The organism is Streptomyces sp. NPDC045021, from assembly GCF_056432645.1.
This window is the reverse complement of record NZ_JBWKIQ010000011.1, coordinates 87795-105006: the sequence shown is the minus strand read 5'-3', so window position 1 is coordinate 105006 and position 17212 is coordinate 87795. Positions and strand designations below refer to the sequence as shown.

Sequence of the window (17212 nt, the reverse complement as noted above, 5' to 3'; positions counted from 1 at the left end):
ACTCAACTAACGCTCCTGGTTATTCGTGCCGAAGCCCCGGCCGTCGGTGTTGCCATTGCCTGCCTCGCGGCCCTGCTGGATGCCGCGCCGGAGGTTCGTCAGCCGGCCGCGCACATCGTCGGGCGCCCGGGAGACCTGCGGACCGCCCTGCGGCGCCTGCTGGGGCGTTGCCCCGCCGGCGACCAGGTTGGCCTTGGGTACCCGGCGTGGCAGACCGGAAGGGGTGACCCCGCCCGCCGACGGCTCGCGGACCTGCTCGGCCCGCTGCCGCAGTTCGTCGTTGGGAGAGGTACGCCAGTTCGGCGTCTCCCGCGGCGCCGGCTGGGTCGGCTGCGACGGCGTCACCGGCCGTGCCTGGACGGGAGCCGGTGCGGGCTGTTCGGCCCGTGCCCGCTGGGGCTGCTGCTGCGGCTGGGCCGGAGCGGGCTGCTGTTGCTGCGGCTGGGCCGGCTGCGCCTGCCGCGGCTGCGGTGCCGGACGGGCCGGAGCGGCGGGCGCGGCGGCGGTGGGAGCGGCGGGCGCCGCCCGCTCCACGTGCACCTGCTGCATCCGCTCGGCCTGACCGGTACGGAACCAGTCGGACTCCATCGTCGCGAAGATCGGCGTGGGCTCGTCACCGCGCGGCGGGGCCGGCGGCAGTGCCATCGGCTCGGAGACCGGCGGCAGTTGCGGCTCGACGCCGCGGTTCGGCTGCCGGTTGGCCTGCTGCGGGTAACCCTGCTGAGGGTAGCCCTGCTGCTGGTTGCCCTGCTGGCCGTTCTGCGACGGGCCCTGCGGCGGCCGGTTGCCGTTGAACCCGCCGTCGGCCGGTCCGCCGCGCTGCGGCAGACCACCCTGCGGGCGGCCCTGGGCCGGGACGTTCTGGCCCGGGTACGGCTCGGTCAGCGGCCGGTCGTTGGCCGGCGGGTTGCCGACCACCGGGAACTGCCCGGTGTCGGTACGGCCGTCGGGGTAACCGGCGCCGGGGCCGGCCTGCTGGCCGCCCGGCAGCGGGAACTCGCCGGTGCCGCTGTTGTCGGGCTGTCCGGGGCGCTGGAACTGACCGGTGGACTCCGGCTGGTACCCGTCGGGGCGAGCCCCGCCGCGTACCGGGGCCGGGCCCGGCGCGCCGCCGAAGACGTCCGAGCGGAAGCCACCGGGGCCCGCGTCCTGCGCGGTGGGCGCGGGGTACGGGTTGGAGGTGGGGGAGAACGGGTCGCCGAGCGGCAGCCCGGCGTCCTGCCGGGAGCCGGCGCCGGGGTTCGGGCGCTGGTAGTCGCCCCGCGGCTGCGGCTGCTGGGGCGGCTGCTGTGCCGGGCGTGAGCCGGGCGGCGGACCGTCGAAGTCGGGGCGCTCGAACCTGGCGGTGGACTCCACGTCCTCGTGGCCGCGCGGAGCGTCCATCGCCGGACCGCGGTCGGCCGGAGCGGGGAAGCCCTGCGGGTTCCCGCCGCGCTGCGGCTGGCCCTGCGGCGGCTGGCCGCCCTGCGCCCAGCTCGGTCCCGACGGCTGCGGCTGGCCCTGCGGCTGGCCGCCACGCCGGGTGCCGGAGCCGCCCTGGCCGGGGCCTGCCGGGCCCGAGTTCAGCGCGGGACGCTGCCCGCCGCCAGCGACCTGGCCGCGCTGCGGCGGCCGGCCGACCTGGCCGGCGGGACCGGCGGCGGCACCGAAGGCGTTGGTGGTGGGGGCGCCGGGGCCGTTGGGCGTACCCGGCATGCCCGTCGCGATGGGGCCGCGCTTGCCGGCGGCCGCGTTCTTGGCGTTCTGGCCGCCCTGCGTGACGTCCACCGGCAGCATGACGAGCGCGGTGGTGCCGCCGGAGTCCGACGGGCGCAGCTGGATGCGGATGCCGTGTCGCAGGGACAGGCGGCCGACCACGAACAGGCCCATGCGGCGCGAGACCGAGACGTCCACGGTCGGCGGGTTGGCGAGCCGCTCGTTGATGTCCGACAGGTCCTCGGGCGAGAGCCCGATGCCGGTGTCGTGGATCTCGATGAGCACCCGGCCGTCCGGCAGCGCGTGGCCGGTGACCTTCACCTTGGTCTGCGGGGAGGAGAACGAGGTGGCGTTCTCCAGCAGCTCGGCGAGCAGGTGGACGAGGTCGTTGACGATACGGCCGGTGACCTCGGCGGCGGGCACCGAGGTGAGCTCGATGCGCTCGTACTGCTCCACCTCGGAGGCGGCGGCGCGGAGCACGTCGACCAGCGGGACCGGGCGGGTCCAGCGGCGGCCCGGCTCTTCACCGGCGAGGACGAGAAGGTTCTCGCCGTTCCGGCGCATACGGGTCGCGAGGTGGTCGAGCTTGAAGAGGCTGGAGAGCTGGTCCGGGTCCGCCTCGCGGCTCTCCAGCTCGGAGATGAGCGAGAGCTGACGCTGGATGAGCCCCTGGCTGCGGCGCGAGAGGTTGGTGAACATCGCGTTGACGTTGCCTCGCAGGAGGGCCTGCTCGGCGGCGAGTCGGACGGCCTCGCTGTGGACCTCGTCGAACGCGCGGGCCACCTGGCCGATCTCGTCACGGCTGTGGATACCGATCGAGACGACGGAGGTGTCGACGTCCTGCGGGTCGGACTCCGACAGCTGCTTGACCAGCTCGGGCAGCCGCTTCTGGGCGACGTCCTGGGCGGTCTCCTGCAGCCGGCGCAGCGAGCGGATCATCGAGCGGGCGACGATGAAGGCGCCGACGACGGCGACACCGAGGACGAGCAGGATGATCGCACCGTCGATGATCGCCTGGCGCTGGGCCTCGCCCCGCAGCTTGAGGGCCTGCTGCTGCATCTCGTTGAGCAGCGACCGCTCGATGTTGGTCATCGCCTGGATCTTGCTCCGGGCGGCGTCGTCCCAGTCGCGGTAGGTGGCTCCGGTGGCCGCGAAGGTGTTGATGCCGCCCCTGGAGTTCAGGATCCGGGAGGCGTTGGTGTCGTGGTTCTTGATCGTGTCGTTGCCGCCGTTGAGGGGCGCCATCAGTTCGGCCGACGCGCCGGGGCTACCGAGCTCGTAGATCGTCGTGAACCGGACCAGCGCGGTCTTCTCGGACTGGGCGGCGGCCTTCGCGTACTGCCAGTCGTTCTCCGAGAGCGTGGAGCCGCCCTGCGGGGCGAGCGCGGCGCTGATCACCGCGCGCTGGATGGACTCGAACTCCTTGGCGGAGGAGAACGCGGCCAGCGCGCGGGTGCTGCGGATCATCTCCTGGTTGCTGGTCGCCTGCGCCATGTCCTGGGACAGCGCGAGCAGCGACTGGATGAGCGAGTCGTACTTGTTGACCGTCAGCGCGATGTACTGCGGCTGCTGGTACGCCTGGTCGCGGATCTCGTTGATGCTGCCGAGCTGCTGCGCGATGGCGAACAGGGTGGAGCGGACACCGGCGAAGACCTTGTCGTTCGGGTCGACGTCGTCGGTGGCGTTCTGGAAGACCTTGCGGTAGCGGTCGGTCGTCTCGCGGGAGGCGCCGACGGCGTCGTCGCTCTTGCCGCTGCCGGAGGACATCGGTCCCGCGGAGCGGTCCCGCTCCTCCTGCAGCGCGCCGGCGAGGTCGGTCGCGTGCTCGGTGATCTCGGTGAGCTGCTTCATGTGCTCGAGCTGGGAGATGTTGTCCAGCGAGCTGGAGATACGCAGCGCACCGAGCGAGGTGGCCGCGACCACCGGCAGGGCGAGCAGAGAGATCAGACGGGTGCTGATCCTCCAGTTGCGCATGGCTATTCGGGGGCCTGGCTTACCGACACCGCCCGTGATCCGGCCGGCGTCGATGCCGCTGTGCGTGCTTGAGCGTCCGGCGGCCGCAGTGTTCACGGCGTCGTCGGATCGCTGCGGCGACGGACCGCTGTTGGCTCCGCCGGGCTGCTCCGGGTCACCCGCAGCGCCGCTGTCCCTCTTGAAACGTCCCTGCACTAGCGTCGCAACCTCTGGACCAGGCGTCCCCCGCACGTGCGGCGGGACGGTGTCGAGTCATGGGGGCCCCGGGTTATCCCGGAGTAGGGACGACCGACGATGCCCTTCACCACCACTCGATGCTCTTCCGCGCCCCCTGACGCGCCGGCTTCGCTTGATGTGGTGGTCCGGGGAATTCCAGCACAGTGCAGGATCTCCAACAAGGGCCGCAGCCCAGTCAGTGGAATGAGTGACTCACCGCGTCGGTTCGAGCACGGAGCGTCCCGGCCTGTTTCGGAGAAAGCCCGCGATTCTGGAACTTTTGGGCACTGGAGGACGCTCCGGGCAGGTCGCCGCAGTGCCGACCGGGCAGGGAGTTAGGTCCGTGAACTCCCGTAATGTCCGCTTCGGGTGTCGCGTCGGACCGTCCGATTCGGGCCTTATGTCGGGTAGTTCGTGAGCAAAATCACAGCGAGATCGTTGCCTGGGTCACGGGAATCGGGGAACTGGCGCCACTAGCCTGGATCTTTACGCACGGCAGCGTTCTGTAAACCAGTGCACCCAGGTGAACCCGCAGACCCCGCGTCGCAACCGGCGCCCCGACCCCCTGAGGCCCAGACACCACATGAAGACCACCATGCTGTTCCGCCCGATCGCCAACCCGCGCCGCACCAACCTCATGCACCTCAAGGATGCCGAGGAACTGCAGGCCCCCGTGATCGCGGCCGAGGACATCATCGGCGAAGCGCTGCCGCAGCAGACGGCCAACCCGCGCCGCACGATCCTCATGGACCTGCCCACCGCCTGAACCGCGGGCAGCGCGGGAAATCAGCCGGGAGCGCCAGGGGCCTCACGTTAACCTGGAGCGATCCAGTCTTCGGCCAGTGAGGGGCAGCAGCTTCCCGTGCGCATCGCCAGGTTCTCCATCGACGGCAATGTCGCCTTCGGCGCGGTCGAGGGCGACCCGACCGTCCCCGACGGTCTCGTCCTCGACATCATCAAGGGCATCCCGTTCGCCGAGTTCGAGCTCTCCGGCACCAAGGTGCCGCTGAGCAAGGTCCGGCTCCTTCCGCCGGTGCTCCCGAACAAGGTCGTCGCCATCGGCCGCAACTACGCCGAACACGCCGCGGAACTGGGCAACGAGGTCCCCACGGTCCCGGTCGCGTTCTTCAAGCCGTCCACCTCCGTCGTCGGTTCGGGTGACCCGATCGTGTATCCCTCGTTCTCGAACGAGGTACACCACGAGGCCGAGCTGGCGGTCGTCATCAGCCGGCTCTGCCGCGAGGTCCCGCGCGAACGCGTCAAGGACGTCATCCTCGGCTACACCTGCGCCAACGACGTCACCGCACGCGACGCGCAGCGCGCCGAGGGCCAGTGGGCCCGCGCCAAGGGTTTCGACTCCGCGTGCCCCCTCGGCCCCTGGATCGAGACCGATCTGGACCCCTCGGACCTCGCCATCACCGCCACGGTCAACGGCGAACTGCGCCAGGCGGGCCGGACCAGTCAGATGGTCCGCTCGATCGAGGACCTGATCGTGCACATCACCGAGGCGATGACGCTGCTCCCGGGCGACGTCATCCTCACCGGCACCCCGGCAGGCGTCGGACCGCTCAACGTCGGCGACGAGGTCGCCGTCTCCATCGAAGGCATCGGCACTCTCACCAACAAGGTGATCAAGCGTGGCTAGCGCATCCCCCGTACGCGTCCGTTTCTGTCCCTCGCCGACCGGCAACCCGCATGTGGGTCTGGTCCGCACCGCCCTGTTCAACTGGGCGTTCGCCCGGCACCACCAGGGCACTCTGGTCTTCCGCATCGAGGACACCGACGCGGCCCGGGACTCCGAGGAGTCCTACCAGCAGCTGCTCGACTCGATGCGCTGGCTCGGCTTCGACTGGGACGAGGGCCCCGAGGTCGGGGGCCCGCACGCCCCGTACCGGCAGTCCGAGCGCATGGAGATCTACGCGGACGTCGCGAAGAAGCTCCAGGACGCCGGGCACGCCTACGACTGCTACTGCACCACCCCCGAGCTGGACGCCCGCCGCGACGCCGCCCGCGCCGCCGGCCGGCCCTCCGGCTACGACGGTCACTGCCGTGACCTCGGCGCCGAGCAGATCGCGGCGTACCGGGCCGAGGGCCGCACCTCGATCGTCCGCTTCCGGATGCCGGACGCGCCGATCACCTTCACCGACCTGGTGCGCGGCGAGCTGACCTTCACCCCGGAGAACGTGCCCGACTTCGGCATCGTCCGGGCCAACGGCAACCCGCTCTACACGCTGGTCAACCCGGTCGACGACGCGCTGATGGAGATCACGCACGTGCTGCGCGGCGAGGACCTGCTGTCCTCCACCCCGCGGCAGATCGCGCTCTACGGCGCCCTCGCCGAGATCGGCGTCGGCAACGGCACCACCCCGGCCTTCGGCCACCTCCCGTACGTCATGGGCGAGGGCAACAAGAAGCTCTCCAAGCGCGACCCGGAGTCCTCGCTCAACCTGTACCGCGAGCGCGGCTTCCTGCCCGAGGGGCTGCTCAACTACCTGTCGCTGCTCGGCTGGTCGCTCTCGGCCGACCAGGACATCTTCTCGATGGACGAGATGGTCGCGGCCTTCGACATCGCGGCCGTCAACGCCAACCCGGCGCGCTTCGACCTGAAGAAGTGCGAGGCGATCAACGCCGACCACATCCGCCGGCTGGACGTGAAGGCCTTCACCGAGGCCTGCACCCCCTGGCTGAAGGCCCCGCACGCCAACTGGGCCCCCGAGTCCTTCGACCGGACGGCCTGGGAGGCGATCGCCCCGTACGCCCAGACCCGCCTCCAGGTCCTCTCGGACATCACGGCCAACGTCGACTTCCTCTTCCTGGACAAGCCGGTCGAGGACGAGGCGTCCTGGCAGAAGGCGATGAAGGAGGGCTCCGACGCCCTGCTGCGCACCGCCCGCGCCAAGCTGGTCGACGCGGACTGGTCCGACCCGGAGTCGCTGAAGGCCGCGGTCCTGGCGGCCGGCGAGGAGCACGGCCTGAAGCTCGGCAAGGCCCAGGCCCCGGTCCGCGTCGCGGTCACCGGCCGCACGATCGGCCTGCCGCTCTTCGAGTCCCTGGAAATCCTGGGCCGCGACCGCACCCTGACCCGAATCGACGCCGCGCTGGCGAAGCTCGCCGGCTAGGGCCTGTCCGGTCCTGGGGCTGACGGCTCCGGGGCCACCGTCCTAGGGTTGGCGGCATGCCGATCCGTGCCGTCCTCTGGGACGTAGACGACACTCTGTTCGACTTCACGTCAGCCGACGAGCAGGGGTTTGTGCAGCATGTGATGGCCGAGGGCCTGGCCGGCGGATCCGAATCCGCCGGCCAGGCCCTCGGTCGTTGGCAGCTGATCACCGCGCGCCACTGGCAGCGATTCGCGGACGGGGCCGTCGACTACGAGGGCCAGCGCCGCGACCGGGTCCGCGACTTCCTGGGTGAGCCGCTGAGCGATGCGGAGGCGTCGGCGTGGTTCGGCCGCTACATCGCCCACTACGAGGCCGCCTGGGCCCTGTTCCCGGACGCCTCGCCCGCCGTGGCGGCACTGGCGCCCGGCTACCGGCAGGGCGTGCTGTCGAACTCCAGCACCGTCCATCAGGAGCGCAAGCTGCGCAGGTTGGGGCTGCGGGAGCAGTTCGAGGTGCTGCTCTGCGCGGCTGAGCTGGGCGTGAGCAAGCCCGCCGCCGAGGCGTTCCTGGCCGGCTGTGCGGCGCTGGGGCTGCCGCCCGCCGAGGTGGCGTACGTCGGCGACCAGCCGGAAATCGATGCGCGTGGCGCGGACGAGGCGGGTCTCTTCGGCATCTGGCTGGACCGCCGCGGCACCGCCGCGGGTGCGGATATGCCCTCGGGCCTGCGAAGGATCATCGGACTGGCGGAGCTGCCCGCGCTGCTGGCTGCGAATACCGGTTTTGGAGCCCCGTCTCCCATCGGGTAATGTTCTTCCTGCGCCGCCCAACCGGGCCGAAAGGCCAGGCCGGAAGCGCAACATCAAACAAACCCCCGGCCAGGGGGTTGTGTTTTGGTGGGGTATGGTGTAATTGGCAACACGAGGGTTTCTGGTTCCCTTATTCTAGGTTCGAGTCCTGGTACCCCAGCGCAGTACAAAGCAAGTGCGAGCCCCCGTTGTGTAGCGGCCTAGCACGCTGCCCTCTCACGGCAGTAGCGCCGGTTCGAATCCGGTCGGGGGTACAGATCCTTCTCTCCGTCACCTTCAGGTCGCACCTGGCCGTGACGATGCAGGATCGCTAGGGCCCCCGTTGTGTAGCGGCCTAGCACGCTGCCCTCTCACGGCAGTAGCGCCGGTTCGAATCCGGTCGGGGGTACTTGACACACCATGGGGTATGGTGTAATTGGCAGCACGAGGGTTTCTGGTTCCCTTAGTCTAGGTTCGAGTCCTGGTACCCCAGCGCAGTAACGTATGTTGATGCAAGTGCGAGCCCCCGTTGTGTAGCGGCCTAGCACGCTGCCCTCTCACGGCAGTAGCGCCGGTTCGAATCCGGTCGGGGGTACGTAGGAAGAGGCTCTCCGTCACGGCGGAGGGCCTCTTCGCTTTTCCCGGCCCGCACCGCCGCGCGGGCCCTCAACCGGCTGTGCCGAAGCGGCGGTTGGACTCCTCGGCCTCCGCCAGCCGGCGCAGGCTCAGCAGCACCGGCTCGTAGAGCACGGTGAGCGCGACCGCCGCCTCGACCTGTTCGAGGGGGGTGGTGAACTCCTCGACAAGATCCAGGTCGGTAACGGCCAGTTGGGCCGCGGACCGGGCGTACGGCGCCAAGTCGTCCGCGTCGCAGGGGTATCCGAGCCGGACCAGCGCCGCCACCGCGACCACGAGCGTTCCCCAGGCGGGCGCGTTCTCGCCGGCGTCCAGGCATTCGCGCCAGTCGAGGCGCCGCATCAGCAGCTCCACCTCGCGCCGCGCGACGGTGGTCGCCGGATCGTCCTCGACCGGCTTCGGACCCTGCGGCAGCGCCCAAACGGCGGCGCCCAGCCGCGTGTTCTGGTCCAGCGAGTCGTCCTCGACGGCGGCCAGCACCTGGCGCGCAGTGGCCACCGGCATCTTCCCGACCTGGATCAGGGCCCGGACGAGACGCAGCCGGCGCAGATGGTCGTCGCCGTACTCCGCCTGCGTGGCGGTGATCCGGCGGCCGGGGGGCAGCAGCCGCTCCCGCAGGTAGTACTTGATCGTGGCTGCCGGGAGTCCGCTGTGTTCGCTCAGTTCCGCGAGCTTCATCCTCTTGCGCCTTCCCTTGGAGAGTGGCACTATCCAACCATGGATAGTGAAGCTATCCAATACATCGAGACCGGGGGAACACCATGGGTGCCAAGCTGATCGAGGGCCGGACCACCGCCGCGGCGGAGGGTGAGGTGATCGTCTTCATCATCGGGATGCGGATCAACAACTTCTGGGCTCTGCGCAGCTGGTGGCCGGTGATGACCGCCATGCCGCGCATGCTCAAGGAGCTGTCGCAGCAGAAGGACAGAGGGCTGCTGGGCTTCCGGCTCCGCCCGGGAATGCCGCGGGTCTTCGAGGTGATCCAGTACTGGGAGTCGCGCGAGCAGCTGCTCGCCTACGCCTCGGCGCAGGACGGCGAGCACCGCCCGGCGTGGGCGGCCTTCAACCGGCGGGCGCGGGCGGGCAAGAACAAGGTCGGCTTCTTCCACGAGACCTATGTGGTGCCCGCCGGGGGGTACGAGTCGATATACGTCAACATGCCGGCGTACGGCCTGGGCGAGGCCACCGAAGTCGTCGAGGTCGGCCGCCGCGGTGAGAGCGCCAAGGACCGCCTGGCGTACCGGGCGGGCTGACGTCAGGGCCGGGAAACAGGAGCGCGCCGGTGCCGAGGGCTTGGACGGAGCCCCCGGCGCCGGCGCGCTCGGTTACGGATGGTGCGGGAAGGGTTGCCCCGGGCGCCGGAGGCGGCCCCAGGTGCGCGAGGGCCTCAGGTGCGCGAGGCGGCCTCAGCCGTTGCGGCGCAGGGCCTCGGAGAGCCGCCCGGCGGCGTCGATGACGGCCTGGGCGTGCATCCGGCCCGGGTGCCGGGTCAGCCGCTCGATCGGTCCGGAGACCGAGACGGCGGCGACCACCCGGTTCGAGGGCCCGCGCACCGGCGCGGAGACCGAGGCGACGCCCGGCTCGCGCTCACCGATGGACTGGGCCCAGCCCCGGCGGCGCACGCCGGAGAGCGCGGTGGCCGTGAATCGGGCACCCTGGAGACCACGGTGCAGTCGCTCCGGCTCTTCCCATGCCATCAGGACCTGGGCGGCGGAACCGGCCTTCATCGGCAGCGTCGAGCCGACCGGCACGGTGTCCCGCAGTCCGGACAGCCGTTCCGCCGCGGCCACACAGATTCGCATGTCGCCCTGGCGGCGATAGAGCTGGGCGCTCTCGCCGGTCACGTCCCGCAGGTGCGTGAGGACCGGTCCCGCCGTGGCCAGCAGGCGGTCCTCGCCCGCCGCGGCGGCGAGCTCGGAGAGCCGGGGGCCCAGGATGAAGCGGCCCTGCATGTCGCGGGCGACCAGCCGGTGGTGTTCGAGCGCGACCGCCAGGCGGTGCGCGGTGGGGCGGGCGAGGCCCGTGGCGCCGACAAGCCCGGCCAGGGTGGCCGGTCCGGACTCCAGCGCGCTGAGCACCAGAGCCGCCTTGTCGAGAACGCCGACGCCGCTAGAGTTGTCCATGCAACGATATTCACGTCTCACACTGTGAAACGCAAGTTCAATTTTCCAGCGAAAGCGTCAGGCTGGGGAGCACGGCAGGGACGCCGACCGGAACCAGGGGACCGGACGGAGTCCACATCAGACGAGTTGGCCGGCAGCGACGCCGGTCGGAGGGACAGCGATGGGTAGGACACTCGCGGAAAAGGTCTGGGACGACCATGTCGTCCGGCGCGCCGAGGGCGAGCCCGACCTTCTCTACATCGATCTGCACCTGCTGCACGAGGTGACCAGCCCCCAGGCCTTCGACGGTCTGCGGTTGAACGGGCGCCAGGTGCGGCGGACCGATCTCACCATCGCCACCGAGGACCACAACACCCCGACCCTCGACATCGACAAGCCCATCGCCGACCCGGTCTCGCGCACCCAACTGGAGACGCTGCGCAAGAACTGCGCGGAGTTCGGCGTCCGGCTGCACCCGCTGGGCGACGTCGAGCAGGGCGTCGTCCACGTGGTGGGACCGCAGCTGGGCCTGACCCAGCCCGGCACCACCGTGGTGTGCGGCGACAGCCACACCTCCACGCACGGCGCCTTCGGCGCGCTGGCGTTCGGTATCGGCACCAGCCAGGTCGAGCACGTACTGGCCACCCAGACCCTGCCGCTGGCCCGCCCCAAGACGATGGCGATCACCGTCGGTGGCGAACTGCCCGCCGATGTCACCGCCAAGGACCTGATCCTCGCCATCATCGCGAAGATCGGCACCGGCGGCGGCCAGGGCTATGTCATCGAGTACCGCGGCCCGGCCATCGAGAAGCTGTCGATGGAAGCCCGGATGACCGTCTGCAACATGTCGATCGAGGCGGGCGCGCGGGCCGGCATGATCGCCCCCGACCGCACCACGTTCGACTACCTGCAGGGCCGTGACCACGCGCCCTCGGGCGCCGACTGGGACGCCGCCGTCGAGTACTGGCAGACGCTGCGCACCGACGACGACGCGGTCTTCGACCACGAGGTCTACATCGACGGTGCCACACTGGCCCCGTTCGTCACCTGGGGCACCAACCCCGCCCAGGGCGCCCCGCTGAGCGCCTCGGTGCCGGACCCGGCCTCGTTCGACGACCCCAGCGACCGGCTGGCTGCCGAGAAGGCCCTGGAGTACATGGGACTTCACGCGGGGCAGCCGCTGCGCGAGGTCAAGGTCGACACCGTCTTCGTCGGCTCCTGCACCAACGGCCGGATCGAGGACCTGCGGGCCGCGGCGTCCATCGTCGAGGGCCGCCAGGTCGCCGACGGCGTCCGCATGCTGGTCGTCCCCGGCTCGGTCCGGGTCGCCCTGCAGGCCGTGGCCGAGGGCCTGGACAAGGTCTTCACCGCCTCCGGCGCCGAATGGCGGCACGCGGGTTGCTCGATGTGTCTGGGCATGAACCCCGACCAACTCGCCCCTGGTGAGCGCTCCGCGTCCACCTCCAACCGCAACTTCGAAGGACGGCAGGGCAAGGGCGGCCGTACCCACCTGGTATCGCCGCAGGTCGCCGCCGCAACGGCGGTGCTCGGGCACCTCGCTTCGCCCGCGGACCTGACCGACTCCGACGCCCGTACCGCTGTGGAGGCCTGATACCGATGGAAGCTTTCACCACACACACCGGCCGGGCCGTCCCGCTGCGCCGCGGCAACGTCGACACCGACCAGATCATCCCGGCCCACTGGCTGAAGAAGGTCACCCGCAACGGCTTCGAGGACGGGCTCTTCGAGGCCTGGCGCAAGGACGAGACGTTCGTTCTCAACCTGCCCGAGCGCGCGGGGGCGACGGTCCTGATCGCCGGCCCCGAGTTCGGCACCGGCTCGTCCCGCGAGCACGCCGTGTGGGCGCTGCAGAACTACGGCTTCAAAGCCGTGGTCTCGTCCCGGTTCGCGGACATCTTCCGGGGCAACTCGCTCAAGAACGGCCTGCTCACGGTCGTGCTGCCGCAGGAGACCGTCGAGCAGCTGTGGAAGCTGACCGAGGCCGACCCGACCGCCGAGGTCACGGTCGACCTGGTCGCCCGCGAGGTGCGCGCAGAAGGCATCACCGCGGCGTTCGAGCTGGACGACAACGCCCGCTGGCGCCTGCTGGAAGGGCTGGACGACATCAGCCTGACCCTCGCCAACGAGGCGGACATCACCACCTACGAGCGCTCCCGCCCGGCGCACAAGCCGAGCACCGTGCAGGTCTGACCGTCCTCGGACGGGGATCCGGCCCGGATTTCGAAGCGCCCTCCGCACTCCGCGGAGGGCGCTTCGGCATGCCCGCACCACCGTATTGGCCCTGTCGCGCGAGACATTGGTCCCGTCGCGCGCGACAACTCACCGCAGATGGCACAATCGGTACATGGAACGCGATGGCCAACTCGAGCTCTACGGGGTCCTCGCCGCCCGGCTGAAGGAGGCGCATGCGCGCGTCGCGAATCTCCAAGTACCCGATGACGTACGGCTGGAGTTGAACCGGAAGCTCCTCGTCGTGACCGCCGCGGCCAAGCACGATCTCGCCGGCGCGGCACGACGACTGGACGTCCTGATGCGGGAGCTCGACGACGCGGGATTTCTTGATCAAGGAACTGTCTGAGAGCCGAGTTCGTTGCGGCACAAGGGTGATTCGCCCGTTTCGTATTTGATTTGCGGTATATATCCGCCTAACGTGCGAAAAAGCCCGTACTCATTCGCCGGGCAAGTTTCCGAAGGGGAAGACGTGAACAAGGCGCAGCTCGTAGAAGCGATTGCCGACAAGGTAGGTGGCCGTCAGGCCGCCGCGGACGCGGTTGACGCGGTTCTCGACGCGATCGTCCGCGCGGTCGTCTCCGGCGACCGGGTCTCGGTCACCGGATTCGGTTCGTTCGAGAAGGTCGACCGTCCCGCCCGCTATGCCCGCAACCCCCAGACCGGGGAGCGGGTCCGGGTCAAGAAGACCTCGGTGCCGCGCTTCCGCGCGGGTCAGGGGTTCAAGGACCTGGTCAGCGGGGCCAAGAAGCTCCCGAAGAACGATGTCGCGGTGAAGAAGGCGCCCAAGGGCAGCCTGAGTGGCGGGGCTTCCACCCGCACCACCGCCAAGGCCGCGGCCAAGAAGGCCACCGCCAAGAAGGCGACCGCGGCGAAGAAGGCCGTGACCGCCAAGAAGGCGGCTCCCGCGAAGAAGACGGTCACCGCCAAGAAGACCACGGCGAAGAAGACCACCGCCGCCGCCAAGAAGGCGACCCCGGCCAAGAAGGCCGCCACCGCCAAGAAGGCGGCCGCCAAGAAGTCCGCGCCGGCCAAGAAGGCCACGGCGAAGAAGGCCCCGGCCAAGAAGAGTGCCGCGCGCAAGACCGCTGTGAAGCGGGCTGCGAAGAAGTAGTCACCACCAGCAGGCCGCGACGGGCCGGGCTCCCCGACAGGGAGCCCGGCCCGCGCCGTTCTCCGGCCCGTACGGCAGCTCCCGGGACGCTCCTGGGCCAGACATGGCCTAGGCCTGCGGCGCCTGGGGATCCGCGAAGGTCTGCAGCGTCAGGAAGACCACCCGGCGGTCGTCGCCGTCCCCCTCGGTGCGGATCCGCACCCGCTGGCCCGGCCGCAGCAGCCGTAGGCCGCCCGCGTCGAAGGCCGCCGCGTCGAACGGCAGCGGAGTCCCGTCGTCGAGCAGCACGCTGCCGCCACGTGTCCCGGGGTCGTATGTGAACGCGGTCGCCTGCATGACCGGAAGCCTAGTGCTCTGACCGGAAAGGTTCACCGGTTCGCGACGCCCGGCACGGCACCTCGCTGCGTTGTCGGAGTCGTCCGAGTACGCCCGGTACGAGGACGATCCTCCGCCTTGCGATGCACCGCGCCGGCCGCCGCGAACCAGGCAAACCTTTCCGGCCAGAGCACTAGTGAATGCCGGGACCACTACGACACCGTGCGCGGCACCGCGTAGGGGGTCGCTCAGTCGGTGATGAACAGCCCGGCGGTGACATCGGAGGTCCGCGGGCCGACCCCCATGGCCAGGGCCACCCGCAGGTCGGCGGGGGTGTCGACGTCCTGGCGCACGGAGTCCACCCCGCGCACCGTGATCTCCCGGGCGCCGGAGGCCCGGTGCCGGGCCCGCGACGCGCCGCCGAAGGCGGGCGCCAGGTCGTGACCCGGCGGCGCGGTGAGCAACGTGGTGCCGATCGCCGCCGCGTCGGCCAGAAAAGCCCTCCCTGAGGCCCGCGCAGCGGCGTTGAGCACCGCGGACAGCTCCAGGGGGCGCAGGGCCGGGAGATCGGCGTTCAGGGCCGCTACGGCCGCATCGGGGCCGGCGGACCGGATGCGGTGCACGCCGTACGCGAGAGCCGCGTTGAGTCCGGCCGCCGGGGCGTCCGGCACGATCCGGGCCCCCAGGGCGGCCAGTTCCGCCGCCGCCAGCAGGTCGTCGGTGACAACGGTCACGCTCAGAACCCGGGCGCAGGCCAGCGCGGCGGCCACCGTGTCCTGGGCGAACGCCAGCGCCAGTCCTGGCCGCACGGTCCCCCCGGCCGGCGCCAGCCGGCTCTTGGCCACGGCGAGCGGCTTCAGCGGTACGACGAGAGACCACATGACGGGTACGGGCACCGAACCATTGTGCGGTGACCCACCCTCCCCACGGCCGGAAACCCACCCCTCCAGTGCCCGCCGCAGTGAGCCGAGGGCCGGGAGCGCCCTGGCGCTGCGCCCACTCGCCCTCCTCGCCCCCTCCGGCGAGGAGGGGCCCATCGCGGGCTTAGCCTCGTCACTTTCGGCAGGGGCGCGCCCTTCAGCTCGCTCGCCCTGGCGTTACGGTGTGCGTACCGGCGACACTTGTGCGGCTGCACTGGTGCAGCCCCGTGCAATGAGGAGGAAGTTCTGGTGTCCCGCCGCAGAATCGGCTTCTGGTACCGGCTCGCAGCCGTCATCGCGAAACCGCCGCTTCTTGTCCTCTTCAAGCGGGATTGGCGCGGAATGGAGCACATTCCGGCCGACGGTGGATTCATCACAGCCGTCAACCACAACTCTTACCTCGACCCGCTGTCGTACGGCCATTTCCAGTACAACACCGGACGGGTTCCGCGCCTGCTCGCGAAGGCCGGTCTCTTCAAGATCTTCTTTGTCGGCATGATGCTCCGCGGCACCGGACAGATTCCGGTCTACCGGGAGTCCACGGACGCCGCCAACGCGTTCCGCGCCGCCGTCGCCGCGATCAACTCCGGCGAATGCGTCGCCTTCTATCCGGAAGGCACGCTGACCCGCGATCCCGACCAGTGGCCGATGGTCGGCAAGACCGGTGTCGCCCGGGTCGCGCTGCTCACCAAGGCGCCGGTGATCCCCGTCGCGCAATGGGGCGCCAACGAGGCGATGCCGCCGTACGCCAAGGGCAAGAAGTTCTTCTTCTTTCCCCGCAAGACCCTGCGGGTGATTGCCGGCCCGCCCGTCGACCTGTCGCGGTTCTACGGGCAGGAGCCCACCGCCGAGGTGCTGCGCGAGGTCACCGACGTGATCATGGCGGAGATCAGCGAGCTGCTCGCCGAGGTGCGCGGCGAGCCCGCGCCCGCCGAGCGCTACGACCCGCGCCAGGCAGCCCGCGCGCGCCGCGCGGACAAGGCCGAGAAGGCCGAGCAGGCCGGGAAGACCCGCAAGGGAAAGGCCGGAAGGCCGGCGCGCAAGCCCGTACCGCAGCCCGTGAAGAACCCGATGGATCAGCAGGAGGAGTCGTAAGTGTCAACGCGCTGCGCGGTGTACGGAACCGGCTCATGGGGCACCACCTTTGCGATGGTGCTCGCCGACGCCGGCTGTGAGGTGTCGTTGTGGGGGCGCCGGCCGGAACTGGCCGAGACGGTCAACACCACCCACACGAACCCCGACTACCTGCCGGGAATCGCGCTGCCCGACACCATCCGCGCCACCACGGACCCGGCGGAGGCCGCCCAGGACGCCGAATTCGTCATACTCGCCGTCCCGTCGCAGACGCTGCGCGGCAACCTCGCCGAGTGGGCGCCGCTGTTCCGCCAGGACGCCGTCCTGGTCAGCCTGATGAAGGGCGTCGAACTCGGCAGCGCGAAGCTGATGAGCGAGGTCATCGAAGAGGTGGCCAAGGCCGGCCCCGAGCGGGTCGCGGTGCTGTCGGGGCCCAACCTGGCCCCGGAGATCGCCGCCCGGCAGCCCGCCGCCTCCGTCGTCGCCTGCCGGGACGAGTCGGTGGCGCGGCGGATCCAGGCCGCCTGCCACACCGCGTACTTCCGCCCGTACACCATCACCGACGTGGTCGGCTGCGAACTCGGCGGCGCGGTCAAGAACGTCATCGCGCTCGCCGTCGGCATCGCCGACGGCATGGGGCTCGGCGACAACACCAAGGCCTCGCTGATCACCCGCGGACTCGCCGAGACGACCCGGCTGGGCCTGGCCATGGGCGCCGACGCGCAGACGTTCGCCGGCATGGCCGGCATGGGCGACCTGGTGGCCACCTGCTCCTCGCCGCTCTCGCGCAACAACCGCTTCGGCCGGAACCTCGGCAAGGGCATGTCCCTTGAGGAGACCATCGCGGTCACCCGGCAGACGGCCGAGGGCGTGAAGTCCTGCGAGTCGGTGGCCGATCTGGCGCGTCGGCACGGAGTCGACATGCCGATCACGGACACCGTCGTGGACATCGTGCACAACGGGAAGCCGCCGGTCGTGGCCGTCAAGGAGCTGATGTCCCGCTCCGCGAAATCCGAGCGGTAGGGTCAAC

16 protein-coding genes and 5 tRNA genes are annotated in these 17212 nt (G+C 70.6%); 16 read left to right on the top strand and 5 right to left on the bottom strand.

Going from position 1 to position 17212, the window contains the following annotated elements:
• Window positions 1-6 precede the first annotated feature (6 nt).
• A complete protein-coding gene (locus AC07DC_RS29465; protein ID WP_478917525.1) occupies window positions 7-3864 on the bottom strand; it encodes a sensor histidine kinase in 3858 nt (1285 codons plus the stop codon).
• Window positions 3865-4468: 604 nt separating this feature from the next.
• On the opposite strand from AC07DC_RS29465, the gene AC07DC_RS29460 reads away from it, so the two are divergent.
• The 9 genes from AC07DC_RS29460 to AC07DC_RS29420 all read left to right on the top strand — a co-directional run bounded on the left by AC07DC_RS29460 (window position 4469) and on the right by AC07DC_RS29420 (window position 8366).
• Window positions 4469-4651: a hypothetical protein gene (locus AC07DC_RS29460; RefSeq protein WP_478917524.1), complete on the top strand. Its 183-nt coding sequence runs from the start codon at window positions 4469-4471 to the stop codon at window positions 4649-4651.
• Between the two features lie 96 nt (window positions 4652-4747).
• A complete protein-coding gene (locus tag AC07DC_RS29455) occupies window positions 4748-5530 on the top strand; it encodes a fumarylacetoacetate hydrolase family protein (protein WP_399643196.1) in 783 nt (260 codons plus the stop codon).
• Window positions 5523-7004 carry a glutamate--tRNA ligase gene (gene gltX / locus AC07DC_RS29450; protein WP_478917523.1) on the top strand — a complete coding sequence of 494 codons (1482 nt, stop codon included), beginning with the start codon at window positions 5523-5525 and terminating at the stop codon, window positions 7002-7004. The genes AC07DC_RS29455 and gltX overlap by 8 nt, the downstream gene beginning before the upstream one ends.
• 56 nt (window positions 7005-7060) lie before the next feature.
• Entirely contained in the window at window positions 7061-7792 is a 732-nt protein-coding gene (locus AC07DC_RS29445) for an HAD family hydrolase (protein ID WP_478917522.1), read from the top strand.
• Between the two features lie 88 nt (window positions 7793-7880).
• Window positions 7881-7952: transfer RNA gene (locus AC07DC_RS29440), tRNA-Gln, on the top strand.
• A gap of 21 nt (window positions 7953-7973) precedes the next feature.
• Window positions 7974-8046: transfer RNA gene (locus tag AC07DC_RS29435), tRNA-Glu, on the top strand.
• 61 nt (window positions 8047-8107) lie between these two features.
• Window positions 8108-8180, top strand: a tRNA-Glu gene (locus AC07DC_RS29430).
• A gap of 12 nt (window positions 8181-8192) precedes the next feature.
• Window positions 8193-8264: transfer RNA gene (locus AC07DC_RS29425), tRNA-Gln, on the top strand.
• Window positions 8265-8293: 29 nt separating this feature from the next.
• Window positions 8294-8366 (top strand) — tRNA-Glu (locus AC07DC_RS29420).
• A 71-nt stretch (window positions 8367-8437) separates the two neighbouring features.
• Here AC07DC_RS29420 and AC07DC_RS29415 read toward each other — a convergent pair.
• The gene (locus AC07DC_RS29415) at window positions 8438-9085 is read right to left on the bottom strand and encodes a MerR family transcriptional regulator (protein WP_478917521.1); all 648 of its coding nucleotides are present in this window, start codon (window positions 9083-9085) and stop codon (window positions 8438-8440) included.
• 83 nt (window positions 9086-9168) lie between these two features.
• Here AC07DC_RS29415 and AC07DC_RS29410 point away from each other — a divergent pair, with 83 nt between their 5' ends.
• The gene (locus tag AC07DC_RS29410) at window positions 9169-9660 is read left to right on the top strand and encodes a DUF4188 domain-containing protein (protein WP_478917520.1); all 492 of its coding nucleotides are present in this window, start codon (window positions 9169-9171) and stop codon (window positions 9658-9660) included.
• Window positions 9661-9813: 153 nt separating this feature from the next.
• Here AC07DC_RS29410 and ndgR read toward each other — a convergent pair whose 3' ends face one another.
• A complete protein-coding gene (gene ndgR, locus AC07DC_RS29405; RefSeq protein WP_138356489.1) occupies window positions 9814-10530 on the bottom strand; it encodes an IclR family transcriptional regulator NdgR in 717 nt (238 codons plus the stop codon).
• A 160-nt stretch (window positions 10531-10690) separates the two neighbouring features.
• Between ndgR and leuC the strand changes: the two genes are divergently transcribed.
• From leuC to AC07DC_RS29385, 4 genes are all read left to right on the top strand, one after another.
• A complete protein-coding gene (gene leuC / locus AC07DC_RS29400) occupies window positions 10691-12121 on the top strand; it encodes a 3-isopropylmalate dehydratase large subunit (RefSeq protein ID WP_478917519.1) in 1431 nt (476 codons plus the stop codon).
• A gap of 5 nt (window positions 12122-12126) precedes the next feature.
• Window positions 12127-12720 carry a 3-isopropylmalate dehydratase small subunit gene (leuD, locus tag AC07DC_RS29395; RefSeq protein WP_478917518.1) on the top strand — a complete coding sequence of 198 codons (594 nt, stop codon included), beginning with the start codon at window positions 12127-12129 and terminating at the stop codon, window positions 12718-12720.
• A gap of 154 nt (window positions 12721-12874) precedes the next feature.
• Window positions 12875-13108 (top strand): SCO5555 family protein, encoded by a 234-nt coding sequence (locus AC07DC_RS29390; RefSeq protein ID WP_478917517.1) that lies wholly within the window; start codon window positions 12875-12877, stop codon window positions 13106-13108.
• A gap of 123 nt (window positions 13109-13231) precedes the next feature.
• Entirely contained in the window at window positions 13232-13873 is a 642-nt protein-coding gene (locus AC07DC_RS29385; RefSeq protein ID WP_478917516.1) for an HU family DNA-binding protein, read from the top strand.
• 108 nt (window positions 13874-13981) lie between these two features.
• Here the strand turns inward: AC07DC_RS29385 and AC07DC_RS29380 are convergent, their stop codons facing one another.
• Together AC07DC_RS29380 and cofC are read right to left on the bottom strand one after the other, a co-directional pair.
• Window positions 13982-14209 carry a hypothetical protein gene (locus AC07DC_RS29380; RefSeq protein ID WP_478917515.1) on the bottom strand — a complete coding sequence of 76 codons (228 nt, stop codon included), beginning with the start codon at window positions 14207-14209 and terminating at the stop codon, window positions 13982-13984.
• Window positions 14210-14436: 227 nt separating this feature from the next.
• The gene (gene cofC, locus AC07DC_RS29375) at window positions 14437-15069 is read right to left on the bottom strand and encodes a 2-phospho-L-lactate guanylyltransferase (RefSeq protein WP_478917721.1); all 633 of its coding nucleotides are present in this window, start codon (window positions 15067-15069) and stop codon (window positions 14437-14439) included.
• 288 nt (window positions 15070-15357) lie between these two features.
• Here cofC and AC07DC_RS29370 point away from each other — a divergent pair, with 288 nt between their 5' ends.
• A complete protein-coding gene (locus tag AC07DC_RS29370; protein ID WP_478917514.1) occupies window positions 15358-16203 on the top strand; it encodes a lysophospholipid acyltransferase family protein in 846 nt (281 codons plus the stop codon).
• Window positions 16204-17205, top strand: a complete 1002-nt coding sequence (locus AC07DC_RS29365; protein ID WP_478917513.1) for an NAD(P)H-dependent glycerol-3-phosphate dehydrogenase — start codon at window positions 16204-16206, stop codon at window positions 17203-17205.
• Window positions 17206-17212 lie beyond the last annotated feature (7 nt).

Bases quoted from the DNA above. Each gene is read 5' to 3' on its own strand.
- leuC (WP_478917519.1), top strand. From the start codon at position 10,691: ATGGGTAGGACACTCGCGGAAAAGGTCTGGGACGACCATGTCGTCCGG.
- AC07DC_RS29445 (WP_478917522.1), top strand. From the start codon at position 7,061: ATGCCGATCCGTGCCGTCCTCTGGGACGTAGACGACACTCTGTTCGAC.
- AC07DC_RS29460 (WP_478917524.1), top strand. From the start codon at position 4,469: ATGAAGACCACCATGCTGTTCCGCCCGATCGCCAACCCGCGCCGCACC.
- AC07DC_RS29410 (WP_478917520.1), top strand. From the start codon at position 9,169: ATGGGTGCCAAGCTGATCGAGGGCCGGACCACCGCCGCGGCGGAGGGT.
- AC07DC_RS29415 (WP_478917521.1), bottom strand. From the start codon at position 9,085: ATGAAGCTCGCGGAACTGAGCGAACACAGCGGACTCCCGGCAGCCACG.
- leuD (WP_478917518.1), top strand. From the start codon at position 12,127: ATGGAAGCTTTCACCACACACACCGGCCGGGCCGTCCCGCTGCGCCGC.
- AC07DC_RS29390 (WP_478917517.1), top strand. From the start codon at position 12,875: ATGGAACGCGATGGCCAACTCGAGCTCTACGGGGTCCTCGCCGCCCGG.
- cofC (WP_478917721.1), bottom strand. From the start codon at position 15,069: ATGTGGTCTCTCGTCGTACCGCTGAAGCCGCTCGCCGTGGCCAAGAGC.
- AC07DC_RS29380 (WP_478917515.1), bottom strand. From the start codon at position 14,209: ATGCAGGCGACCGCGTTCACATACGACCCCGGGACACGTGGCGGCAGC.
- ndgR (WP_138356489.1), bottom strand. From the start codon at position 10,530: ATGGACAACTCTAGCGGCGTCGGCGTTCTCGACAAGGCGGCTCTGGTG.